The organism is Umezawaea sp. Da 62-37, assembly GCF_032460545.1.
Taxonomy (GTDB): domain Bacteria; phylum Actinomycetota; class Actinomycetes; order Mycobacteriales; family Pseudonocardiaceae; genus Umezawaea.
The window spans coordinates 1646014-1668825 of the sequence record NZ_CP135965.1; the positions used below are offsets into that span (position 1 = coordinate 1646014).

20 protein-coding genes, 1 pseudogene and 3 riboswitches are annotated in these 22812 nt (G+C 71.8%); of the genes and pseudogenes, 13 read left to right on the plus strand and 8 right to left on the minus strand.

Going from position 1 to position 22812, the window contains the following annotated elements; translation table 11 throughout:
* Positions 1-137 precede the first annotated feature (137 nt).
* A complete protein-coding gene (locus RM788_RS07005; protein WP_315930701.1) occupies positions 138-680 on the plus strand; it encodes a DUF3558 family protein in 543 nt (180 codons plus the stop codon).
* Positions 681-782: 102 nt separating this feature from the next.
* Here RM788_RS07005 and RM788_RS07010 read toward each other — a convergent pair whose 3' ends face one another.
* Entirely contained in the window at positions 783-1370 is a 588-nt protein-coding gene (locus RM788_RS07010) for a QsdR family transcriptional regulator (protein ID WP_315930702.1), read from the minus strand.
* A gap of 91 nt (positions 1371-1461) precedes the next feature.
* On the opposite strand from RM788_RS07010, the gene RM788_RS07015 reads away from it, so the two are divergent.
* The 7 genes from RM788_RS07015 to RM788_RS07045 all read left to right on the plus strand — a co-directional run bounded on the left by RM788_RS07015 (position 1462) and on the right by RM788_RS07045 (position 9936).
* Positions 1462-2955, plus strand: coding sequence for a carboxylesterase/lipase family protein (locus RM788_RS07015; RefSeq protein WP_315930703.1), 1494 nt, complete (start codon positions 1462-1464; stop codon positions 2953-2955).
* A gap of 126 nt (positions 2956-3081) precedes the next feature.
* A riboswitch (cobalamin riboswitch) is annotated at positions 3082-3157 on the plus strand.
* A gap of 107 nt (positions 3158-3264) precedes the next feature.
* Positions 3265-3789, plus strand: a complete 525-nt coding sequence (locus RM788_RS07020; protein WP_315930704.1) for an SCO2322-related protein — start codon at positions 3265-3267, stop codon at positions 3787-3789.
* Between the two features lie 80 nt (positions 3790-3869).
* A riboswitch (cobalamin riboswitch) is annotated at positions 3870-3991 on the plus strand.
* A 108-nt stretch (positions 3992-4099) separates the two neighbouring features.
* Entirely contained in the window at positions 4100-5503 is a 1404-nt protein-coding gene (locus RM788_RS07025) for a prenyltransferase/squalene oxidase repeat-containing protein (protein ID WP_315930705.1), read from the plus strand.
* Positions 5500-6384: an SCO2322-related protein gene (locus RM788_RS07030; protein ID WP_315930706.1), complete on the plus strand. Its 885-nt coding sequence runs from the start codon at positions 5500-5502 to the stop codon at positions 6382-6384. Before RM788_RS07025 ends, RM788_RS07030 begins: the two co-directional genes overlap by 4 nt.
* Entirely contained in the window at positions 6381-7505 is a 1125-nt protein-coding gene (locus RM788_RS07035; RefSeq protein ID WP_315930707.1) for a CbiQ family ECF transporter T component, read from the plus strand. Before RM788_RS07030 ends, RM788_RS07035 begins: the two co-directional genes overlap by 4 nt.
* A complete protein-coding gene (locus RM788_RS07040) occupies positions 7502-9109 on the plus strand; it encodes an ABC transporter ATP-binding protein (protein WP_315930708.1) in 1608 nt (535 codons plus the stop codon). The genes RM788_RS07035 and RM788_RS07040 overlap by 4 nt, the downstream gene beginning before the upstream one ends.
* Positions 9061-9936, plus strand: coding sequence for an ECF transporter S component family protein (locus RM788_RS07045; protein ID WP_315930709.1), 876 nt, complete (start codon positions 9061-9063; stop codon positions 9934-9936). Before RM788_RS07040 ends, RM788_RS07045 begins: the two co-directional genes overlap by 49 nt.
* A gap of 19 nt (positions 9937-9955) precedes the next feature.
* On the opposite strand, the gene RM788_RS07050 is transcribed toward RM788_RS07045, so the two are convergent.
* The 4 genes from RM788_RS07050 to RM788_RS07065 form a co-directional block, all read right to left on the minus strand.
* Positions 9956-10966: a prenyltransferase/squalene oxidase repeat-containing protein gene (locus RM788_RS07050; RefSeq protein ID WP_315930710.1), complete on the minus strand. Its 1011-nt coding sequence runs from the start codon at positions 10964-10966 to the stop codon at positions 9956-9958.
* A 56-nt stretch (positions 10967-11022) separates the two neighbouring features.
* Positions 11023-11093, minus strand: a riboswitch (cobalamin riboswitch).
* A 442-nt stretch (positions 11094-11535) separates the two neighbouring features.
* Positions 11536-12297 carry an MBL fold metallo-hydrolase gene (locus RM788_RS07055; RefSeq protein WP_315930711.1) on the minus strand — a complete coding sequence of 254 codons (762 nt, stop codon included), beginning with the start codon at positions 12295-12297 and terminating at the stop codon, positions 11536-11538.
* Complete coding sequence (locus RM788_RS07060) at positions 12294-13490, minus strand: multidrug effflux MFS transporter (protein ID WP_315930712.1); 1197 nt, start codon at positions 13488-13490, stop codon at positions 12294-12296. Before RM788_RS07060 ends, RM788_RS07055 begins: the two co-directional genes overlap by 4 nt.
* Complete coding sequence (locus RM788_RS07065; protein WP_315930713.1) at positions 13487-14344, minus strand: SDR family oxidoreductase; 858 nt, start codon at positions 14342-14344, stop codon at positions 13487-13489. The genes RM788_RS07060 and RM788_RS07065 overlap by 4 nt, the downstream gene beginning before the upstream one ends.
* Before the next feature lie 81 nt (positions 14345-14425).
* Here RM788_RS07065 and RM788_RS07070 point away from each other — a divergent pair, with 81 nt between their 5' ends.
* On the plus strand, positions 14426-14869 hold the full coding sequence (locus RM788_RS07070) for an RrF2 family transcriptional regulator (RefSeq protein WP_315930714.1): 444 nt from the start codon (positions 14426-14428) through the stop codon (positions 14867-14869).
* 200 nt (positions 14870-15069) lie between these two features.
* Here RM788_RS07070 and RM788_RS07075 read toward each other — a convergent pair whose 3' ends face one another.
* Positions 15070-15246 carry a YwqG family protein gene (locus tag RM788_RS07075; RefSeq protein ID WP_315930715.1) on the minus strand — a complete coding sequence of 59 codons (177 nt, stop codon included), beginning with the start codon at positions 15244-15246 and terminating at the stop codon, positions 15070-15072.
* A gap of 466 nt (positions 15247-15712) precedes the next feature.
* Between RM788_RS07075 and RM788_RS07080 the strand changes: the two are divergent.
* A pseudogene (locus RM788_RS07080) lies at positions 15713-16544 on the plus strand (IS5 family transposase).
* On the opposite strand, the gene RM788_RS07085 reads toward RM788_RS07080, so the two are convergent.
* Positions 16526-17005, minus strand: coding sequence for a hypothetical protein (locus RM788_RS07085; RefSeq protein ID WP_315930716.1), 480 nt, complete (start codon positions 17003-17005; stop codon positions 16526-16528). The pseudogene RM788_RS07080 and the gene RM788_RS07085 sit on opposite strands and share 19 nt — an antisense overlap.
* Positions 17006-17016: 11 nt before the next feature.
* Complete coding sequence (locus RM788_RS07090) at positions 17017-17301, minus strand: hypothetical protein (protein ID WP_315930717.1); 285 nt, start codon at positions 17299-17301, stop codon at positions 17017-17019.
* 342 nt (positions 17302-17643) lie between these two features.
* Between RM788_RS07090 and RM788_RS07095 the strand changes: the two genes are divergently transcribed.
* From RM788_RS07095 to RM788_RS07105, 3 genes are all read left to right on the plus strand, one after another.
* Positions 17644-18906, plus strand: coding sequence for an IS701 family transposase (locus RM788_RS07095; protein WP_315930718.1), 1263 nt, complete (start codon positions 17644-17646; stop codon positions 18904-18906).
* Between the two features lie 294 nt (positions 18907-19200).
* Positions 19201-20586 carry an AfsR/SARP family transcriptional regulator gene (locus RM788_RS07100; RefSeq protein ID WP_315930719.1) on the plus strand — a complete coding sequence of 462 codons (1386 nt, stop codon included), beginning with the start codon at positions 19201-19203 and terminating at the stop codon, positions 20584-20586.
* Positions 20587-20765: 179 nt separating this feature from the next.
* Entirely contained in the window at positions 20766-22595 is a 1830-nt protein-coding gene (locus RM788_RS07105; RefSeq protein ID WP_315930720.1) for a hypothetical protein, read from the plus strand.
* Positions 22596-22812 lie beyond the last annotated feature (217 nt).

Genomic DNA, 22812 nt, shown 5'->3' on the forward strand with positions numbered 1-22812 from the left:
GTCGCCCAGGCCAGGACCGCGATCATCGCGCCAGGACCTTCGACCTCGGCCACCCGCGTCGCGCCGATCGCCCCGTCGCGCCCACTCGCTTGCCCGATTCGGGACCCCTCCCGAAGGCCGCGAGTACGGTTCGCCGCGTGCTGCGCCTGATATCGGCTGTCGTGCTGATGGGTATTGCCGCCTGCGGCACGCCCGACCAACCCGCGAGTCCGGTGATGCCACCGTCGAGAACGTCCAACTCTCCGCCGTCGCCCACATCCTCGGCCGCCCCGGTCGTGCTTGCGTTGTCCAGCCTGGCCGAGGATCCCTGTCAGGCACTGACCCACGAGGACGTCGTTCGGCTGAGCGTGTTCACCGAAGGTGCGGAAGTACCGGACCCGAGCGGCAAGTCGTGCCAGTGGTCCGCGCGCGGCGGGGTGGTGCGGTTCACGGCCTATCCGACGGCCGACAAGACCCAGGACCAGGACGTCCAGCACCTTCCCGCCGGCGAGATCGAGGGACGTCGGGCGGTGATCGGCGAGTTCTCGCGCAGCGGCACCACCTCGTACACGATCCTGGTCACGACCAGCCCCGGTCGGTCATTCCGCATCTTGATCGTCTCCAGCGCGGACCCGCCCGAACCGGACACGCTCGCCGTCGGGAAGGACTTCGCAGCGGCCGTCCTCCGCCGTTTGGGCTGACCGGTCACGTCGACGCGACCGCCGGCGTCACGCGAGCGTGTCCCACGGTGCGGCCGGGTGCCACCGAGGGCGAAGTCGCACGCCCATCCCCTCCGGCCGACGTCAGCGACCGGGCAGGAGCGCGTGGATGACGCTCGACGCGCGGGTCGCGTCGGGTTCGTCGCCGGTGATCAGGCTGAGGTAGACGTAGGACTCCATGATCCGCACGAGCACGTAGGGCAGGTCGGCGTCGGGCACCGTGCTGTGCAGGTGTCCGGCCTGGCGGTCGTGGTCGACGACCTCGGCGATCCGGGCGACCAGCCGTTGCTGGAAAGCGCTTGCCTTGGTGGTGAGCAACCGCAGCGCCAGGTCGCCCTCGCGTTCCAGGAACGCCCGCATCCCGGTGTTCGCCATGGTCGCGGTGGCCGCGCCCGTGACGATCCCGGCGGCGACGGGACCTTCGCCCGCCGCGTCGCGCAGCTTGGCGATGGTCTTGTCGAGCATCGACCACAGCACTTCGGCGAGCAGCTGCTCGCGGGAGCCGACCCAGCGGTAGAGCGTGGCCCGGTCGACCTTCAACGTCCCGGCCAGCGCCCGCATGTCGATTCGTTGCCCCGCCTGGAACATCCGGGTCGCCTCGTCGAGCGCGTCGAGGGCCGTCGGGCGCGCGGAGGCGCCCGCCAACTGCCGTCGCAACGGCGTGGTGCACATCCCGGAACCTTCCCACGAGTTCGTTGACACGTTCGGCGCAACGGGCGCACAGTATGCGACACCCTTCCGAAATGTGGTAATGGAGCGACAGATGAGCGAAATGGTGCAGTCCGCCATCGTGACCGTCCGGGGTGGCGCGCTCGAAGGGCGCACGGCGAACGGCGTGATGTCGTTCCTGGGAGTGCCCTACGCCGCGGCGCCGTTCGGTGCGAACCGGATGCGGCCGCCGCAGCCCGTGGAGCCGTGGTCGGGGACTCGCGCGGCCACCGAGTACGGGCCGACCTCGCCCAAGGGCGACTACCCGCCGCAGTACCGGCCGCTGTTCCCCGAGGTCGTGATCCCCGGCGAGGACTGCCTCAACCTCAACGTGTGGACCCCGGACACCGACGCCGCCGGACTGCCGGTCCTGGTGTGGATCCACGGCGGGTCGTTCATGAACGGCTCCGGGTCGGTCGCCGAGTACGACGGGTCGGCGTTCGCCCGTGACGGGGTCGTGTGCGTGACGATCAACTACCGGCTGGCCGCCGACGGGTTCCTGTTCCTCGACGACGGGACGGCGAACCTCGGTCTGCTGGACCAGATCGCCGCGCTGCGGTGGGTTCGGGACAACATCACCGCGTTCGGCGGCGATCCCTCGCGCGTCACGGTGGCGGGCGAGTCCGCGGGCGCCATGAGCGTCACGACGCTGCTGTCGATGCCGTTGGCCGACGGCCTGTTCGCGCGGGCGATCATGGAGAGCGGCGCCGACGTGAACACGCTGACGCCGGAACTGGGCGCGATGGTCGGCGGTTACCTGGCCGACGCGCTCGGCGTGGAACCCACCCGCGAGGCCATCGCGGCCATCCCGCTCGACACCCTGGTGCGGGTCGCCTCCGACCTCGTCACCGAGGCCCAGACCGCGCCGGACCCGGCCAGGTGGCGCGAACTCGCGTTGAGCCTGCTGCCGTTCGCGCCGGTCGTGGACGGCGACGTGCTGCCGCGGATGCCGATGGACGCGTTCGCCGACGGGCAGGGCAGCGGCGTGCCGGTGCTGATCGGGTCGAACCGCGACGAGGCCCGGCTGTTCCTGATCCCCGGCGGTGCCATCGACCTCATCGACGACGCCGCCCTCGAAGCCGGCGCTGGCGCGTACGGCCTGAGCCCCGAGGGCGTCGCGGTCTACCGCGCCAACCGGCCGGGCGCGAGCCCCGGCGACGTGCTGGCCGCGGTCGTCACCGACTGGTTCTACGGCATCCCCGCCCTCCGGCTCGCCGAGGCGCGGCCCGCGGGCACGACCTGGTTGTACCGCTTCGACCACCCGGAGCCCGGCGCCAACGGCGGGCTCGGTTCGTGCCACGCGGCGGAGATCCCGTTCGTGTTCGACACGATCGGCCGCGAGGAGGTGCGTCCGCGCGTGGGCGAGACGCCCTCGCAGGCCGTCGCCGACACCGTGCACGGCGCGTGGGTCGCGTTCATCACCGGCGGCGACCCCGGCTGGGCGCCGTACACGACCGGCACCCGCGCCGCGGCCCTGCTCTCCGACAAGGTCGACGAGGTCCACGACCCCTCCGGCGACGAGCGCGCCGTGTGGGAGGGCGTCCGCTGACCGCCGTGCGGGCGGGGTGAGCCCGCACACGATCCGAAGACGTGCCCCGGACACCCGGCGACATGGGTTACCGTCGACCCGATGGCCGCACGAGGCGGCCGGACAACTGCATCTCGCTCCTGAGCGGGGGAAGCCGGTCTGAACCCGGCGCTGACCCGCAACCGTGGACGACGGCCGTGCGCCGCCGTGAGCCGGAATGCCCGCCGGGAGCGGTGCTCGTGAGCCGTCGTGGACTGCGGATCGCGGGTGGTCGGCCGTCACCCCGTGGTGCGGTCCGCCGCCCGTGCCGCCTGGGTGGAAGGTGTGGGCATGAGCGGGTTCCTCCGACGCCGTGCGGTGGCGTTGTGCGTGGCGGTGGTGGCGTTGTCACCCGTCCCGGCGGCGGTCGCCGCGCCGGTCGCGGCCGGTCCGATCACGGCGTTGGCGGGCACGCCGGGCTACTGCCCGACCGCCACCGGCGTCACGGTCGTCGTCGACTACCAGGAGCTGGGCGGCACGACGGAGGTCCGCTGCGCGCCGGGCGCGCAGGCCACCGGGCTCGCGGCGCTGGAGAACGCGGGATTCGCCGTCACCGGGACCCAGCGCTGGGGCAAGGCGTTCGTCTGCCGGATCAACGGCCTGCCGACCTCGGCCACCGAGGCGTGCGTGAACACCCCGCCCACCAACGCCTACTGGTCGTACTGGCACGCGCCCAACGGCGGCTCGTGGACCTACAGCCAGCAGGGCGCGAGCGGCCGCCAGCCCCCGCAGGGCAGCTTCGAGGGCTGGTCGTTCTCCCTCAACCACGGCGCGAACGACAACCCGCCGCCGGACGTGGCGCCGGTTCGTCCGTGACGGGCGACTTCGGTCCTGTCCTCCACCGACGCGCGAACGTGCGTTAACGTCGAACCGCCGGGCGGCGATACCGCCCGTGCAACGAAAACCAGCCCTCGGGCGGGGGAAGCCGGTCGGAGTCCGGCGCTGACCCGCAACCGTGTGCGGCGCGGTTCCGACCGCGCCGCGAGCCGGAGCACCTTCCCGAGGGGTGACTCGTGAACCTGTCGTGGTCTGCAGGTCGCGGTCGGTGTCGTGATCGCCGTGCCCCGCGTGGGTGGAGCCGGCCGTCCGGGCGCCGCCGTGACCTCCGTGGTTGAAAGGGGTCGTCGTGGGCGCAGCACTGTCCCGGCGTTTGTCCGCCGTGCTCGGCGTGGTGGCGATGGTGTCGACCGGGTTCCTGGTGCTCGCGCAGCCCGCGGGGGCCGCCAAGTCCGCCGAGGCGGCGAAAGCCGCGTCGTGGCTGGCCGGTGACCTGGTCGACGGGGCGCTGCCGGGCTTCGCGGGCCCGGACTGGGGGCTGACGATCGACGGCCTGTTCGCGCTGTCGGCCACCAACGCGGACCAGGGCGCGCTCACCGCCGTGACCAACGCGGTGGCCGCGCACGTCCGCAACTACAACAGCTACGACGACTTCGGCGTCCCGGACGTCCGCATCGCCGGTGCCACGGCGAAGCTGCTGGTCGCCGCCGTGGCGACCGGGTCCGATCCCACGAAGTTCGGCGGCTACGACCTGCGCGAGGAGACGCTCGACCTGGTGTCGGCCGAGGGCGACAACGCCGGCCGCGTGCGGGACAAGGGGGTGGCCACGGACAGCAGCAACACGTTCGCCCAGTCCCTGGCCGTCGTCGGACTCGCGCGCACCGGAGACGTCCCGCAGAACGTCGTGGACTTCCTGCTGCGCCAGCAGTGCGCGGAAGGCGGTTTCCGGCTGTCCCCCGACCAGTTCGGCACCCCGGCCGCGACCTGCGACCAGGCGACGAACCCCGTGCTCGACCCCGACTCCACCGGTATGGCCGTGCAGGCGCTGCTCGCGGCGGACGAGGCCGGGGTCGAGGGCGCGAAGGCCGCGGCGGACAAGGGCGCCGCGTGGCTGGCGAAGATCCAGCGCGCCGACGGCTCGTTCGGCGGCTCCGGTCCGACCGACCCGTCCAACACCAACAGCACCGGGCTCGCGGGTCAGGCGCTGGCCGCCGCGGGCCTCGATGCCGACGCCGACGAAGCCGCCGCGTACCTGGCGAAGCACCAGCTCACCACGGACAACGCGGGCGAGGCGTCGGCCGAGGTCGGTGCCATCGCCTACAACGACGACGCGTTCGACGAAGCGGTCGCGGGCGGCATCCCCGAGTTCTCGCGCGACCAGTGGCGGCGGGCGAGCGCGCAGGCGGCCCTCGGGCTCGCGATGGTGCCCTTCGGCGACCTCGGCGAGAAGACCGATCCGCCGTCATCGTCGTCCTCCACGACGACCACCACCACCACGACCACGACGACGTCCCCGACGACCACCACGACGGCCGAGACGACCACGGAGTCCACCACCGAGACGACCGAGGAGACCACGACCACCGACACGATCCCGGAGACCGCGGACGACGACTCCGGGACGACGGGCACCGGGCTCGCGCACACCGGCGCCCCGCTCACCGGGCTCACCACCCTGGCCGTGCTCCTGATCGCTCTCGGCGCGCTGGTGTGGTTCACCGACAGGCGGCGCGTCGTGGGACCTCCGCGATGACGCGGTTCGCCCTGGCCGCCCTGCTGGTGCTCGCCACGACCTTCGGCTTCCCGAACCCCGCGCTGGCGCAGGGGTCGCAGGGATTCTGCCCGGACGCGAGCGGGATCACCGTGGTCGTCGACTTCCAGGAGCTGGGCGGTTCGACGATCGTCCGGTGCGCGACGGGCGACCAGGCCACCGGCCTGGCGGCGTTGAAGAACTCGGGCATCGGGATCACCGGGACCCAGCGGTGGGGCGAGGGGTTCATCTGCCGCATCGAGGGCAAACCCGCGGCGAACTCCGAGGCCTGCATCGACACCCCGCCCGCCCGCGCCTACTGGTCGTACTGGCACGCCTCCAACGGCGGGGCGTGGACGTACAGCGACAAGGGAGTGATCAACCGCAAGCCGCCCGCGGGCAGCTTCGAGGGCTGGTCGTTCTCGCTGGACAAGACCGAGACGACGAACCCGCCGCCGCGCGTCGCACCGGTGCGGCCGGTCGCCGCCCCGACGACCACGAAGCCGCCGGTCGTGCCACCGCCGGGCGCTCCTGTCCAGCCGGGCGCTCCCGCTCAGCCGGGGAGTCCCGCGCAGCCCGGCAAGCCCGCGCCCGGAACCCCCGCCGCACCCGGTGCCGTCACCACGACCACACCACCGGCATCGACCCCGACCTCCGGGTCGGCGTCGGCGTCCGCCTCGGTCGGGCCCAGCACGTCCGGGGAACCGGCCGCCGCTCCGTCCACAACGGACAGCGCGACGTGGTCGGGTGAAGTCGAGAACACGGCGGCCGAGGACCGGTCGAACAGTCCGGTCGGCGCGCTCGTCGGGGCCGGAGCCGTGCTGCTGCTGGCGATCGCGGGCGGTGTGGTCGGGTTCCGGCGCAGGCGCGCGGCCGACCGGTGACCCTGTCCGTCGAGCCGACCCGCACGGCCGGGTCGCGGTACCGCCTGCCCCGCGCGGTGCACCCGGCCGCGTGGTGGCTGTGGGCGCTGGGCATGGCGGTGACGGCCAGCCGCACCACGAACCCGGTGCTGCTGGCCATGGTGCTCGCCGTCGTGGCCTTCGTCGTGGTGAACCGGCGGGGCGACGCGCCGTGGGCGTTCGCGTTCCGGCTCTACGTCTACCTCGGCGCGGTCGTCGTGGTGATGCGCGTGCTGTTCCGGATCCTGCTGGGCGGCCCGCAGGGCGAGCACGTGCTGCTGGTGCTGCCGGAGATCCCGCTGCCGGCGATCGCCGCGGGCATCCAGCTGCTCGGCCCCTTCACCCTGGAGGAGCTGCTCGGCGGGTTCTACGACGGGTTGCGGCTGGCCACCATGCTGATCTGCGTCGGAGCGGCGAACGCGCTGGCCAACCCGAAGCGGATGCTCAAAAGCCTGCCGTCCGCGCTGTACGAGGTCGGCGCGGCGGTCGTCGTCGCCCTGTCCGTCGCACCGCAGCTCGCCGAGAGCGTGCTGCGGGTGAAACGGGCCCGGCGGCTGCGCGGTGGCGGTCAACGCGGGATGCGCGCGCTGCACGGGATCATCATCCCGGTGTTGTCGGACGCCATGGACCGCTCGCTCGCGCTGGCCGCGGCGATGGACGTCCGCGGGTACGGCCGCTCCGGCGACGCCCCCGCCGCGCTGCGCCGCACCACCGGGACGCTGGTGGTCGTCGGGCTGCTCGGCGTGTGCGTCGGGGTGTACGGGCTCATGGACGGCACCACCCGCGCGTTCGGCGTGCCGCTGCTGCTGGCCGGACTCGCCGTGGCGGGAACGGGGTTCCTGCTCTGCGGGCGCAACGTGGCCAAGTCCGCCTACCGGCCCGACCGCTGGCGGGCCGCCGACGTCGCCGTCGCGGCCTGCGGCGTCGGCGCGGCCGCCGTGCTCTACCTGACGTCGTCGGTGGACGCGGCGAACCTCTACCCGTCGTTGAGCCCGCTGCGCTGGCCCCAGCTCGCGGCGCTGCCCGCCGTCGGCGTGCTGATCGGCCTGCTCCCGGCGTGGATCGCCCCGCCACCACCGTCGACCGCGGAGGCCTCCCGGTGATCGAGTTCCAGGACGTCACCGTCACCTACCCAGGAGCCGACCGGCCGACGCTGTCCCATGTGGACATCACCGTCGACGAGGGCGAGCTGTGCCTGGTGGCGGGCAAGACCGGCGCGGGCAAGTCGACCCTGCTCGGCGCGGTCAACGGGCTCGTCCCCCACTTCACCGGCGGACGGCTCGCGGGCCGGGTCGTCGTGGCCGGGCTGGACACCCGCGACCACAAGCCGCGCGACTTCGCCGCCGTGGTCGGCGTGGTCGGGCAGGACCCGCTCGCGGGCTTCGTCACCGACACCGTCGAAGAAGAGCTGGCCTACGTCATGGAGCAGCTGGCGGTGCCGCCGGACGTGATGCGCAAGCGCGTGGAGGAAACCCTCGACCTGCTGGGCATCGCCGAGCTGCGCAACCGTCCACTGAGGACGCTGTCCGGCGGTCAGCAGCAGCGGGTGGCCATCGGGTCGGTGCTCACCGCGCACCCGAGGGTGCTGGTGCTCGACGAGCCGACCTCCGCGCTGGACCCGACCGCGGCCGAGGACGTGCTGGCCGCCATCACGCGGCTGGTGCACGACCTCGGCGTCACGGTGCTGGTGGCCGAGCACCGGATGGAGCGCGTGGCGCACTTCGCCGACCGGATGCTGTACCTGACCGGCGACGGCTCCGTGATCGGCGGAACACCGCGCGAGGTCATGGCGGTGTCGGAGATCGCGCCGCCCGTGGTGGAACTGGGCAGGCTCGCGGGCTGGTCGCCGCTGCCGCTGTCCGTGCGCGACGCGCGGCGGGTGGCGCACGGGCTGCGCGACCGGCTCGCCGGACTGACCCGGCCGGTTCCCACGCCCAGCACGGCCGACCCGGTGCTGACCGCGCGCGGGATCGTCGTGCGGTACGGCTCCCTGGTCGCCGTGCGGGGTCTCGACCTCGACCTGGCGCCGGGGCGGATCGCGGCGGTCATGGGGCGCAACGGTTCCGGCAAGTCGTCGCTGCTGTGGGCGTTGCAGGGATCGGGCCCCCGACAGGCCGGGACGGTGTCCGTGCGGGGCGTGGACCCGGCCGACCTCAAGCCGAAGGCGGCGCGCGGGCTCGTCGGGCTCGTGCCGCAGACCCCGACGGACCTGCTGTACCTGGACACCGTCCTCGCCGAGTGCGCGCAGGCCGACCGGGAATCGGAGTCGGGAGCGGGGACGTGCCGCGCGCTGCTCGACCGGCTCGCGCCGGGCATCCCCGACGACCGGCACCCGCGCGACCTGTCCGAGGGACAACGGCTGGCGCTCGTGCTGGCCGTGCAACTGGCCGCCGCGCCGCGGATCGTGCTGCTGGACGAGCCGACCCGCGGGCTGGACTACGGCGCGAAACGCCACCTGGCGGCCATTCTCGCCGAGTTGGCGGGCGACGGGCGCGCGGTCGTGGTGTCGACCCACGACGTGGAGTTCGTGGCCGACGTCGCCGACCGGGTCGTCGTGCTGGCCGAGGGCGAGATCGTCGCCGACGGGCCGACCGCCGACGTCGTGGTGTCCTCCCCCGCGTTCGCCCCGCAGGTCGCGAAGGTGCTGCACCCGTTGGAATGGCTCACCGTCGGCGAAGTCGCCCGAGCGCTGGAGGAGCCGTCGTGACGGACCGCGCCACCGACCCCCGCACGGTGCGGATCACCCCGCGCAGCGCCCTGGTGCTCGGCCTCGCGTCGCTGGCCGGGCTGGCCATGTTCTTCTGGCCGCTGTTCTCGCCGCCCGAACCCGCCGCGCTGGGCCACGCCGCCGACGCGCCGCTGATCTTCATCATCACGCTGCCGGTGCTGATCGCCATCGTGCTGGCCGAGATCTCCAGCGGTGGCATCGATTCCAAGGCGTTGGCGATGCTCGGGGTGCTGTCCGCGATCAACGCGGCGCTGCGGCCGCTGGGCGCGGGGACGGCGGGCATCGAGACGGTGTTCTTCATGCTGGTGCTCAGCGGAAGGGTGTTCGGGCCGGGCTTCGGTTTCGTGCTCGGCTCGACGTCGTTGTTCGCGTCGGCGCTGCTGACCGCGGGCGTCGGCCCGTGGCTGCCGTTCCAGATGCTGTGCTCGTCGTGGGTCGGACTGGGGGCGGGGTTGTTGCCCCGCAAGGTGTCCGGGCGCGCCGAGATCGCGATGCTCGCCGCCTACGGCGTGTTCTCGGCGTACTTCTTCGGTTTCCTGATGAACATGTGGTTCTGGCCGTTCACCGCCGGGGTCGGCACGCAGCTGTCGTTCGTCGCGGGCGCGCCGGTGCTGGAGAACCTGCACCGGTTCGCCGTCTTCACGCTGCTGACGTCCACGGCGGGCTGGGACACCGGCCGGGCGATCACGAACCTGGTCGCCATCCTGCTCGTCGGCCCCGCGGTGCTGGCGGTGTTCCGCCGGGCCGCGCGACGGGCCGCGTTCGACCCGGTCGTCGACTTCGTGCCCGGCCGGGCGCGGGGCTGACCCGCGCCCGGCCGTTCCGCTACGGGCAGGTGAGGACGGGCGCCGCGTGCTGACCGCCGCTGTGGAGGTTCGCCAGGCCGACACCCGCGAGCCCGAGAACACCCTGGGCCGTGGACCGACCGGCCGTCAGCGGGTCGAAACCCGTCGCGTCGTAGGCGATGGCGCCGCGATCCGCGACGGGACCCGCGCACCCGACCTGGAGCGTCCGCAGGAACGACTTGGCCTTGACCGCGGCGAGCAGCCGTCCGCCGGACCAGAGCGCCTGCGCGGCGAGCCCCGTGCTGTTGGCGTTGGGCGCGGACGTCCCGACGCCGAACCCGCCGTTCGCCGCCTGCACGCCGACCAGCCAGGTCAGCCCCTCGCGCGCGTCGAGGTTCTTCCCGTTGGCGCGCAACGCCTGCGTGACCAGCGCGGTCGCGTCGATGTCGCTCGCGCACGGCATGACCCCGAACGAGAGCGGGAAACCGCCGTCCGGGCACTGGGTGCCCACCAGGAAGTCCACCGCCGACGCGGGCGCGCCCGCGGACGTGCGGTCCAGCGCCAGCAGGGCGAGCGACTGCGTGAAGGCGTTGCTGTAGTCGCCGAACGCCGACCGGTCGGAGAACCGGCCCGACGGCGTGAGCAGGCCGCGGAGGCCGGTGGCCAGGTCGACCCCGCCGAAGGTCGCGGGGTCCTTCCCGGTCACCTCGGCGGCGAGCAGCAGCTTGGCGTGCGCGCCCGCGTACGCCTCGCCGTCGGAACCCAGGTAGCCCGCGGTGATCTCCGGCTTCGCCAGCCAGGCGATCGCGCGGTCGGCGAAGTCGTCGGAGGCGCGGGCGGCCGCGAACGCGAAGACCGCGTCGACGGTCGCGCCCTGGTCCGGGTACTTCACGCCACCGAAGTCGACCTCGACGCGTTCACCGTCCACCAGTTGGCGGGCGAGCCACCCGGCGGCGGCGTCGGCGCGGTCGTGAGTGGCCGAGGCGGTGGTGGTCGGAACGAACAAGGACACGGCGCACAGCAGTGCGACGGTGACGACACGACGTCTCATCGACGGTGATCCCTTTCCCGCGAGCCACGACAGGAGCTGGAGCGCACGCGCGGTGCGGGTGATCGGGCTCGCCGCGAGGAGCGGCACACCGTTGCGGGTCAGCGCCGGATTCCCACCGGACTTCCCCCGCACGCGCGCGATCTTCAGTTGACCTGCCAAGGGTGCCATCCACGGGCCGTGGATCAAGCACCCACCCCGGTCGACGAGTCCGAGCCTTCGGTGTGCCGCACCTCCGTGGAGTTGGGATGCCCCAACTCCACGGAGGGGGTCGGGCGGTGGGGCACAGCCAGGGCACGTCGGAATGGGTCAGGACCCGCGACGGACGGCGACCGCACGCGATGGCGCTCCCCGGCCCCTCGGCCCGACCGTCGTGTTCGAGGCGGGGGCCACGGCCACCCGCTCGTACCGGGCGCTGGTGCAGCGGCCCGTCGCCGAATTCGCTCGTGCCGTCGGTACGGCCCTCAGCGCGTTGCGACTGCCCAAACCGGCCTACCGCGACCTCCGCCGGGCCCTGCCAGACGACGCCCGACGCGACCTCGACCGCGAGGGCGTCATTCCCGGCGTGCTGCTCACCCCAAGAGGACGAGGGCGCCGTCGGGCACGAGCACCGGCATGATGCCGCGCGCCTCCGCGGCCAGGCGGAAGCGCCGCTCGATGTCGGGCTGTTCGGTGTAGGTGGGCGGGTTGTGGAAGAGGCCGTGGTGGATCGCGCACGCGCTGGTGGCGCCGAGCGCGACGGCGGCCTCGATCGCGTGCTCGGGAGTCATGGTGACCGGGACGGTGGCGTCGTAGCCCTCGAAGCGGGCGATGACGCCGTTGACGGGGACGAAGGCGAGGTCGAACGGGCCGTGGTCGCGGGCGATCCGCCACCAGTCGCCGTGCCACATGGTGTCGCCGCAGTGGATGATCCGGCGGCCGCCGCCCTCCACGATCCACGCGACCTGGTCGGAGTCGTGGCCGCGCCAGTCCAGTGAGGGCACCGGTGTCGCGGTGAACGGGCCGATCCGCCGCGGCTGGTCGATCTCCTGCGGGACCGGGTCGAGGCCCGCCTCCCGCAGGGCGGGTGCGACCGGCGTATGGCAGCCGATGGTGCCGGGGGCGGCGATGCGCGCGATCAGGTCGTGGTCGTAGTGGTCCGGGTGCAGGTGGGTGATCAGGGCGTGGGTCCCGGCGGGTGTGTCGACGGGCGGCAACGGCTGCCGGGGCCGCCCCATGACCGGGGCGAGCGGTTCGGCGTGCTCGAGCGGGTCGATCAGCAGGCGGGTGTCGTCGAGCCGGATCTCCACGCCCGCCCAGGCCAGGCGGCGCAGGTGGAGGGTGTCGGTGGTCATGCTGGACCTCCTGGTGCGGCAGGGTGCCGCGAGTCGTGGTGTGAGGGGAGCAGGGCGACGAGCACGATCGCCGCCGCGACGCCGAGCGCGGCCATGACCGCGGCCATGGTCAGCGCGCCGTGGCCCACCAGGGGCGCGGCGAGACCGCCGAAGAGGAACTGGGTGCAGCCGAGCAGTGCCGCGGCGGCACCCGCGTGCGAACCGTGGTCCTCCAGCGCCAGCGCCGGGGCGTTCGGCAGCACCAGGCCCACGCTCGTGACCACGACGAAGAAGGCGGCGAGCATCGGCCACAGCCCCGCTCCGGTGGCCACGACGGCGAGCAGTGCGATGCCGCCCGCCGCCGAGCCGAACACGCCCGCCGCCAACAGCGTCCGCGGGTCGACGTGGCGGACGAGCCGCCCGCTCGCCTGCGCCGCGACGACCAGGCCGGTCGCGTTCACGGCGAACACCAGGCTGTACTGCTGCGGGGACAGGCCGTGGACGTCCTGGAGCACGAAGGGCGAACCGGCGATGTAGGCGAACATGGCGGCGAAGACGAACGCGTTGGCCAGCGCGTACCCGACGAGCCGCCGGTCCCCGAGCAGCCGGCCGTACACCGCGCCGGTCGCCCGCAGGCCGCCGGACGAACGTCGTTGCGGTGGCAGGCTTTCCGGCAGCGCGACGGCGCAGGCGACGAGCACGACGCCGCTCAGCACGGCGAGCGCGACGAAGACCCCGCGCCAGTCGGAGAACCGCAGGATCTGGGCTCCCGCAAGGGGTGCGAGCACCGGCGCGAGACCCGTGACGAGCAGCAGGAGCGAGAAGTAGCGGGCGGCCGCCTGCCCCGTGTAGCGGTCGCGCACGCACGCGTAGGCGATGACGAGGGCGAACGCGCCGCCCACGCCCTGCACGCCCCGGCACGCGACGAGGATCCCGATGTTCGGGGCGGCGGCGCAGAGGAACCCCGCCGCCGTGTACACCGCGAGCCCCAGGAGCAGCGGCCGCCGCCTGCCCAGCACGTCGCTCATCGGCCCGGCCACGAGCTGGCCGACCGCGAGGCCGATCAGGCAGGTGGTCACGGTCAGCTGGGCGGCGGACGCGGAGCCGCCCAGGTCTTCGGCGAGCCGGGGCAGTCCGGGCACGTAGGCGTCGGTGGACAGCGGTCCGAGCGCGACCAGTGCGCCGAGCACCAGCAGGACGGCCGCGCCGGTCATGCCAGCGCTGCCCGGAGGACGTCCGCCAGCGCCGTCGGCCGGTGGCCGGTGAGGTCGGCGACCGTCGGGCTGACGGTGGCGAGGTAGCCGCCGCGGGTCGCCGCGCCGAACGACGCCACCAGCTCCGCGGCCCCGTCCGGCAGCCCTGCGGCCCGCAGACCGGCGGCGAACGCGGTGTCGTCGACGTCGACCAGCTCGACCTCGCGGCCGCCGATCCCCCTGGCGATCGCCACCAGGTCGGCGGCGGTCAGGGCCTCGGGTCCGGTGACGTCGTAGGCCCGCCCCTCGTGCCCGTCCTGCGTCAGGACGGCGGCGGCCACCGCGGCGCAGTCCTCGCGGGTCGCGTAGGCGGTGGCGCCAGTGCCGCCGTTGGTCACGAGGCTGCCCGACGCGATGGCCTGCCGGACGACCGGAACCTGCATGTGCGCGTACAGGTTGTTGCGCAGCACCGTCCACTTCGGACCGGCGTCGCGCAGCGCCCGCTCCGTGCCCGCGTGGTCGGCGACCACCAGCGCCGGGTTGGCGGGCACCGGTTCGGGGACGGAGGTGTAGACGACGTGCCCGACTCCCGCCTCCGCCGCGGCCGCGATGGCGGCGCGCTGCGGGTCGAGCCGGGCGCCGATCGCGTCGGTGGAGACGACCAGCAGCCGGTCGACCCCGGTGAACGCGGTGGTGAGCGTGCCCGGATCGGTGAAGTCGACGCGCCGCACCTCGACGCCGAGGGCCGCCAGGTCGGCGAGCGACTCCGGGTGCCGCGTCGTGAGCACGACCTCGCGCGGGTCGACGGTCCGCAGCACGAGGTCGGCGGTGGCACGTCCCAGGGGGCCGGAGGCTCCGGTGATGGCGATCGTCATGCTGGATCCAATTCGTAGTCGTAACTGTTGCGAATCACCTCAACCGTAGCCACAACAGTTGCGATATGGCAACATGGGGGCATGGCGCGGTCGAAGAACACGCAGTTCGCGGTGGCCGTGCACGTGCTCACCTACCTCGCGGGCGACACCGGCGAACACCCCGTGAGCTCGGAGGAACTCTCCGCGAGCACCAACGTCAACCCGGTCTACGTCCGCCGCGTCCTCGGCCCCCTGCGCGAGGCGGGCCTGGTCCGGTCACGCCCCGGCGTGCACGGCGGCTGGGAACTGGCGGCCAACGCCCACAACATCCCGCTCGCGACCGTCTGGCGACTCCTCCAGGGCACCGACCCGGTACTCGGCCTGCACGGCCCCGACCCGTCGTGCGCGGTCGGCCGCGGCGTCCAGGAGTCGCTGACCGCCCTCGACCACGCCGTCGCCGGGGCCGTCGCGACCGAGTTGGAGCGGTTCACCGTGCACGACGTGCTGGCGGGCAAGGTGGCGGAGTCCGTGACGTCGGGCCAGTAGCCGAAGCGGCGGACCGGCACGACGTGACGGACTCGGGACGCACGTGCGCGACGAAAGTGCTCGTGGAGCGTCCGGAGGTCGAACCGCGTGGAGCGGCAGACGTGGAGGAAGTCGTGCCGGGCGTGCGTTGAGTTCCAGCGAAGTCGCATTTCACACGATCGGGGGCCGTGACCGTGGTGATGTGCGCCGCGATGATCGCCTCAGGGGTTGTAGTCCAGGACGACCTGCGCGCGGTCGAAGCGTCGTGCGACCAGGTCGTCGCGTTGGATCGTCCAGAAAACGGCCGCGCCCCCGCTCGACGCCATGTGCAGGTTGAACTCCAGCAGCAGGACCCAGTCGTCGGGTCGGCCGACACCACCTCGGAGCCGGGTCTTCACGACGAAGGATCCAACTCCCGTTTCTCCACAGCCGCGCCTTCCGGCACGTGCAGCACCTCATCCGTGCCGTCGGCCCGTCCCCGCCCGGTGTCAGGAGCGCGGCCGGGCGGGCGAGCTCCATCCACCGCTCCACGCCGGATTCCGGGATCGCCCGCGCGATCGCCTCGGCGCGGGATTCGTCGAGAATCCGCACGTTCTGGGTGTTCACGGCGAACCGCAGCGCGGAGCACCGATAATTCCCGGTCGCGCTCCCGACCTAGGTGATCACCAAGCCGGTCGGCCGGCGGTCAGCCCAGGAAGATCGACGAGATGGCGTCGTCGAAGCCCACGGTCCTCAGGTCGTCGACGTCCGCGGCCACGTCGAGGGACTTGCCCTTGCACTTCTTCTCGGACCAGATCTTCACCTTGCCCTTAGACCGTATCTCGTTTGGGCGTGTTGCGAGGTAGGCGATATCGTTGATCAACGATGAACGATGTAGAGAAGTGGTGCCCAGAGCCGTTGTGGCAGCTGGCACAGCCGTTGCTGCCCGATGCGCCGCAACGCCACCAGTGCGGAGGTCGGCGGCGTCTGGACGATCGTATGGTGCTGGCGGCCATCCTGTACGTGCTGCGGACCGGATGTGCCTGGTCGGCGCTACCGGCGTCGTTCGGGGTCAGCACCCCGACCGCGCATCGCCGGTTCACCGAGTGGGTCGAGGCGGACGTGTTCGCCCGGCTGCACCAGGTGATGCTGGATCTGCTCGGCTCGGCCGGGGCGATCGACTGGTCGCGTGCGTCGGTGGACGGTATGCAGGTCAGGGCGGTCAAAGGGGGGATCTGACCGGCCCCAGCCCGGTCGACCGGGGCAAGCCCGGCAGCAAGATCCACGCCATGAGCGACCGCGGCGGTCTCCCGCTGGCCGTGGGTGTGTCCGCGGCCAACCGCAACGACCACCTGGAACTGGAGGCCGTCGTCGACGGTGTGGTCCCGGTCAAGGGCCTGTCGGCAGGCCTCGTCACCGTCCGCGCAAGCTGCACGGAGACAAGGGCTATGACTACCTGTCCTGCCGCAAGGCGTTGCGGCGGCGGGGCATCATTGCCCGGATCGCCCGCCGGGGCATCGAGTCCTCCAAGAAGCTGGGCCGCCACCGCTACGTCATCGAACGGACCCTGGAGTGGGTTTCTCGGTTCCGACGGCTGGCGCGCCGCTACGAACGCAAGGCCGCCCACTTCCTGGCATTCGCCCAGCTGGCCTGCGCGGTGATCTGCTACCGCCGAGCCATCAAGCTGGACCTGCTTACTCACAACAACCCCAAATGAGATGTGGTCTTAACCTTGATCGAGGACGCGAGGTCGTCCGCCGAGGTGCTGACGTCGACGCACTGGACACCGAGGATCGTCCCGAGCGGGTCACCGGTGAACTTCGGGTCGGCGAACAGCTCCACCACGTTGTCCTCGCCGGAGCCCACAGCTGGCGCCTTGGCGCCGTCAGGGCCCATGCCGAACCACGTGCCACCGACCCCCTGCCCCTTGGTGTCGGCGAGTTCGGTGTCCCCGCCGTAGTAGTACGCGGGCCAGCCGCCGACCGTGAGCTGCCGGGTGCCGTCCGCGCGGTCCAGGAGGCCGATGTCCTGCTTCCGCACGTCCTTGAAGTAGACCGTGGCGCCCTTCGCGACCACCACCGGCGGCCATGTCGTGACGCACTCGGCGTCGCAGTTCGACTTCGACGGCTTCGCGGTGTCCTCGTCGAACCGGTACATCACCCGCCCGAAACCGTTCATCAGCAACGGACTCAGCTCGGGCGTCGCCCGGCCGCTACCTGGACCCACTTCGCCTTGGCCTCCGGTGAGGCGTCGGGACCCGCCAGGTCCCCGGTCCCCGCCGCCACCTTGTTGTCCAACGCCAGACCGTCCACGAACGTGACGTCGTCACCCGCGACAGCCTCGGCGTCGTAGGGGACAACGCTTTCCGGAGAAGGATTGCTGTTCACACTGACGTTGATCGGGTCGCACGCGCTGAGCAGCACCGCGCCCACCGCCGCCAGGACAGCCAGGGTCACCAGGCGCTTCGAGTGCATCTCGGTTGTCTCCTACCGCGAATCGAGGGCGTCGGACGCGTTCCGCGCCGCCCAGCCCTCAGCCGCCGCCCGTCACCGCGGGGAACCGACCTGAGGTGACCACGGAGACGCAACGCGACAGCTACCGACTCTTGCGACAACAGTGCAAATATCGAAATCCCCCTATATATACTGAGGTTTCGCACTTTTCGTGGTGGCACGGCGGTTGATCTTCGCGTGGCGCGAGGGGTGACGGCGGCGACGGCCGGACATAGGGGAAGCATCGGCGTTCCTTGTAACCGCCCGTCGCCGGGAGATTCGCCGATGCTTCCAGTCGCTACCGTACCGTCCGGCCTGTCATGCGTGCTCGAAGGGCTGCGGCGTGTGTTCACCGCGCCGACCTTCGCCACCTTCACCGCGCTGATGACCGGCCTGCTGGGTGCCACCGGTTCCCGCACGGTGACCGGGATGTGGAGCGCCACCGGGCTGGCGGGACGGTCCCATCATGCCCGTGCGCACCGGTTCTTCTCCCACGCCCGCTGGGACCTCGACTCGCTCGGGTTGCTGGTCGCACGGCTGGTGGTCGCCCGGTTCGTCCCGGCCGGAACAGCCTTGCGGGTGGTGGTCGACGACACCCTGTTCCACCGCTACGGCACGGCGACCCACGCAGTGTTCTGGCAGCACGACGGCTCCGCGACAGGCCGTGACGGGATCGGACGCGGCAACTGCTTCGTGGTCCTCGGACTGGTGGTGACGGTGCCGTTCCTGGCGAGGGTGGTCTGCCTGCCGGTCCTATTCCGGCTGCATATCCCCCGATCCGGGGTGTCGAAGCCGGAGGCGGCCCGTGTCCTGGTCGGGTTGCTCACCCGCGCGTTCCCCGAACGACGCGTGCACGTGATCGCCGACGCGGCCTACCGGGGGCCCGCGTGGCGCACCCTGCCCGGCACCACCACGTTCACCGCCCGACTGGCGGCCAACGCCGTGCTCCACGCCCTGCCGCCAGGTCCTACCGGCAAACGAGGCCACCCGGCGTGGAAAGGCCCGAGACTGGGCACCTGCACCGACCTGGCCGCCACCGCCGCATGGCGTGAGGTGTCGGTGACCCGCTACGGGAAGACCGGGACCGTGCACATCGCCACCATCACCTGTCTGTGGTGGGGATCGTTGCACCGCACCCCGGTGACGGTGGTACTGGTCAAGGAGATCGACTCGACCCGGCCCTACGACATCGCGCTGGTGTCCACCGACACCGACGCCTCCGCCGAGACGCTCGTGTCCCGCTACGCCGACCGGTGGTCGGTGGAACAGTCCATCAAGGACTCGAAAATCCTGATAGGTGCCGGGGACGCCGCCAACCGGCTTCCTCTCGCGGTCGAACGCGGCGTGCCCTTCGCGATGCTGGGCCTGACCATCCTCGTCCTCTGGTACGCCGAACAGGCGACCGCCGACACCGACCTGGCCGCCGCCCGTGCTCGGGCGCCCTGGAATCGCAAGAAGACCCACGTGAGCATCGACGACATGCTCATCGCCTTCCGACGAGCCCGAATTACCGCCATCGCCGCAGGCCAGGACACACTCGATCAATATCCTGCCGGGCCTGTGACCAGCAGTTCAGCCGCCGCATAACTGCGAAACGTCAGATATATATCAATACTAGATGAATACGCATTTGTGCAACACCCTGCCGTATGGCCACAATTCTGCGCGGCAAACCCGCAATGTGCGGGAAAACCCGAGCGCCGGACACGGAATCACCCTGATGCAGGATTCCTACAACAGACCTCCTGTGTGCAAGATGCCACCCAGTACAGCCACCTGCCCATCACCGGAAATCTTCTGAACGCCCCGTTCCCACCTCTGCAACATTGATTTGCTGGACTCCAGCGCCAATCACGGCATTCCCCGCCTGAGGTGTGGTCTGTGGACATTCGATTGCTCGGCTCCGTCGAGGTGGTGCGTTCCGGACAAGTCGTGACCATCGCCGCCCGCAAACCTCGCACGCTCCTGGCGGTCCTCGCCGTGCGGTCCGGCACCACGGTGTCGTCGTCGACGCTCGTCGACGAGCTGTGGCAGGGCTCGCCCCCGCCATCGGCGACCAACACGCTGCAGACCTACATCAGCCATCTGCGCCGGGTTCTCGAACCCGAGCGGGGCGCGCGGGTGGAGTCCAGGGTGCTGAGGCTGGTGCCGGACGGGTACCGCCTCGACATCGGCGCGAACCACGTCGACGTCCTGCGGTTCGGCGATGCCGCGCGCGGCGGGCTTTCCCTGGTGGAACGGGGAGAACACGCGGCGGCGGCCACCGTGTTGCGCGACGCGCTCTCGCTCTGGCGGGGCTCGCCGTTCGAGGACGTGGACGAAAGTCCTGTGCTCGCCGACGAAGCCGGCAGGTTGACGCTGCTGCGGCGGCGGGTCAGAGCCGGCCTCGCTGAGGCCGACCTGAACGACGGCCGGGTCGAGGACGCGGTGCGGGGGTTCACGGCGGTCGTGGACGAGGATCCGTTCGACGAGTCGGCCTGCGAATCCTTGATGACGGCGCTGTGCCGCGCCGGAAGGCCGTCTGCCGCCGTGCGCGTCTACGGTGATCTGCGCTCCGTCCTGCGCGACCAGCTCGGCACCGAACCCGCCGCGCCGCTGCGCGACCTCTACGAGTCGATCGTGAGGGAGGAGGTCCCGGTCGTCCGGCCCGGCGCCGGACCACCTCGGGCGGTACCCGACGACCGCCTGGAAAGCCGCGGCGGCCCAGGTGACGAGAACCCCCGCAGGAGGTCGACGAGGCAGGTGTTCGCGCTGTGCGGAGCGATCCTGCTCCTGGCGGTGGTCACGGCTTGGCCGGGACCTGGATCGACCGTCCAGCAGGCACCGAGCACGGCCGCGCCGACTGAGGCCGGCGTCAACGAGTACTCGCTCGAAGTCCACCCCGGAACCGCGTACGACCTCGACGTCCTGCCCGGTGAGCCGACCGACCGCTACGTCGGCTCGGCCCAGGACGATCCCGGCTGGAACCAGCTCGACCTCTACCGCACGATGTCCGGGCCGGACCAGATCAGCGGTGTGGACACCACCCGCACCGGACTGGCGGGCGCGTACAACGTCGTCCGCCTGCTCAACCGCGAGGCTGGAACGGCGGACTGCCCGCGGTTGCCCGAACAGGGCGGCGGCAAGGTCATGCTCTCCTCGCTGTCCCAGGGCGCCAAGGTCTGCGTGCGCACCAACCAGCGGCGCTGGGTGCTGCTGACCGTCGAGAGGGAGCCCGCGCAACGGCTGGAGCCGATCCGAGTCCTGGTCACGGTCCTGAGGCTCTGAGCTGCGCCTCCAGTGCTGATCACGCCCGCTCACCAGCCGCTCACGACGAGACGACCACTCTGCCCCCTTCCTGTCGCCCACCGAGGGAGATCCCTTTGCGCACCAGACGTTCTTCGCTCCGACACCGCGGGTGGACAGCCGCCACGACAGCCATCACCTGCGCGGTCGCCACGGTCCTGGTGACCAGTGCACCCGCCTCGGCCACACCGAACGGACAACTGACCCTGGCCACCCCGTTACCCGGTGCCACGGCACTGCCGGACACGGCTTGGCTGGCCCAGGTGCAGCCGTGCACGCACTACGTCGACCCTGCCGCGGGCACTCCGGCGCTGCCCGGACCCGGTGACTCCGGGCCCGGCACGAACGCCCAACCCTGGCAGAGCCTCGGCCACGCCGCCGCCGTCCTCACCTCCGGGCAGACCGCCTGCGCGCGGGCGGGCACCTACGCCGAGTCCGGTGTCTACCTGGCCAACTCCGGCACCGCGACGGCGCCGATCGCCCTGCGCGGCTTGAGCGGCGCCACCGTCGTCCCTCCGACCTCTCCCAGCACGGCGGACCGCGCCACGTTCCAGTTCGACGCGAGCAACGGCCGATCGTTGTCCTACTGGCTGGTCGAGGGCTTCACCGTCGACAAGTCCAGCGGATCGAGCGCCGACACCGCGGCCCGTGACGGCGCGGGCTTCACCGTCGTCTCCAGCGGCTCCGGTGCGATCAACCACGTCGCCATCCGCGACAACGTCGTGAAGAACGGCAAAGCCGGCATGGGCGTCCTCGTGCGCAGCGTCGGCAACACCGGTGGCGGGAAGGTCGCGGACGTCCTCGTCGAAGGCAACGAGGTCACCAACTTCTCCCGCTGGAAGGCGTCCGACGGCACGTTCCACAAGGCGTGGGCCAGTGGACGGACCCGGATGGACGCGAACGCGCTCAGCATCGAGGGCTCCGGCGCGGTGGCCGCCGAGTCGGTCGCGCGGCTCCAGGCGAAGCGGAACTCCTTCCACGACAACGGCGGTGACGCGGTCCAGTGCCTCACCGACAACGACGCCGACACCGCGGTGACCAACCCGCTCGGCGACCCCGTCGACATCGACCTGGTCGACAACCGGGTGGTCAACACGCCGGGCAGCGCTCCGATCGAGGAGAACGCGGTCGACGTCAAGTCGTGCCGCCAGGTCAGCATCCGCGGCACCGACCCGCCGACCACGACCGGACCGGCGGTGACGTGGAACAAGTTCGCGGAACTGCTGCCCACCCGCTTGGCCGTCGACGCGCCGGGCAACAACTCCAACGGTGACGCCGTCGTGCTGCACTACCGGGCTCGTCGGGTGTTGATCGACAACCTGCGGATCTGGAACACCTGCTCGGGCATCTCCATCGGCCGGGCGGGCACGCGGGTCGACAACGTGGTCGTGCGGCGAGTGCTGGTGTTCGGCTTGCGCTACGGCAAGGCGCTGGGCGGCGGCACGGCGGCGGAGACGACCGCGGACGCCACGCGCTGCCGCGGCAACGGCGTGTTCGCGACCGGCGTCACCGGCCTGGACATCACCCACGTGACGATGGACGACGTCCCCGGCTCGGGCATCGGCCTTTCCGGCTACGACGGCCCGGTCGACGACGTCGACGTGTGGAATTCGATCGTCCGACTGCGCACGCCGACGGGTGTCGTGTCGGGCGTGCCCGCCGCCACGCCGCGCTGGATCGCGATGACCACGGTGAGCGGCATCGCGACCGACTCGGTCGACAGCAACCGCAACGTGTTCTGGCACGCCGACGACCCGAACGCGGCGACCGGCGCGTACTTCACCAACGGCTCGAACCTGGCACTCGCGGCGTGGCGAACGGCGGGCCGCGACCAGCTCTCGCCAGTCGCCGACCCGCAGTTCGTCACCGACCCCGTGACCAACGACTACTACACGGTCACGACATCACCGGCACGTGACTTGGCGCTGGCCAACACCGGCGTCACCGGCTGCGGCACCGGCCCGGACAGCGGCTTCCGCGAATCGTGCTGACCTGACACCGCTCCCGGCGGTGACGAGGATCCACTCGTCGCCGCCGGAAGCCGAATCGCGGTGGTCAGCGCACTCCACTTCGGACAGGTGTTGCAGAGGACGCAACACCCATACGGAAAGTAGAGATGCACCGGATTTAGCCCAACTCGCGCAACCCGTTCATCCCAATCAACGCCAACCCACCGCTATCCAGCGGAGTAGACACTGGGCCGATCAG

What these genes read in the sequence shown, in the direction of transcription:
- RM788_RS07010 (WP_315930702.1), bottom strand. Translation starts at nt 1,370, where the DNA reads ATGTGCACCACGCCGTTGCGACGGCAGTTGGCGGGCGCCTCCGCGCGC.
- RM788_RS07015 (WP_315930703.1), top strand. Translation starts at nt 1,462, where the DNA reads ATGAGCGAAATGGTGCAGTCCGCCATCGTGACCGTCCGGGGTGGCGCG.
- RM788_RS07020 (WP_315930704.1), top strand. Translation starts at nt 3,265, where the DNA reads ATGAGCGGGTTCCTCCGACGCCGTGCGGTGGCGTTGTGCGTGGCGGTG.
- RM788_RS07030 (WP_315930706.1), top strand. Translation starts at nt 5,500, where the DNA reads ATGACGCGGTTCGCCCTGGCCGCCCTGCTGGTGCTCGCCACGACCTTC.
- RM788_RS07045 (WP_315930709.1), top strand. Translation starts at nt 9,061, where the DNA reads ATGGCTCACCGTCGGCGAAGTCGCCCGAGCGCTGGAGGAGCCGTCGTG.
- RM788_RS07050 (WP_315930710.1), bottom strand. Translation starts at nt 10,966, where the DNA reads ATGAGACGTCGTGTCGTCACCGTCGCACTGCTGTGCGCCGTGTCCTTG.
- RM788_RS07055 (WP_315930711.1), bottom strand. Translation starts at nt 12,297, where the DNA reads ATGACCACCGACACCCTCCACCTGCGCCGCCTGGCCTGGGCGGGCGTG.
- RM788_RS07060 (WP_315930712.1), bottom strand. Translation starts at nt 13,490, where the DNA reads ATGACCGGCGCGGCCGTCCTGCTGGTGCTCGGCGCACTGGTCGCGCTC.
- RM788_RS07065 (WP_315930713.1), bottom strand. Translation starts at nt 14,344, where the DNA reads ATGACGATCGCCATCACCGGAGCCTCCGGCCCCCTGGGACGTGCCACC.
- RM788_RS07070 (WP_315930714.1), top strand. Translation starts at nt 14,426, where the DNA reads ATGGCGCGGTCGAAGAACACGCAGTTCGCGGTGGCCGTGCACGTGCTC.
- RM788_RS07085 (WP_315930716.1), bottom strand. Translation starts at nt 17,005, where the DNA reads ATGAACGGTTTCGGGCGGGTGATGTACCGGTTCGACGAGGACACCGCG.
- RM788_RS07090 (WP_315930717.1), bottom strand. Translation starts at nt 17,301, where the DNA reads ATGCACTCGAAGCGCCTGGTGACCCTGGCTGTCCTGGCGGCGGTGGGC.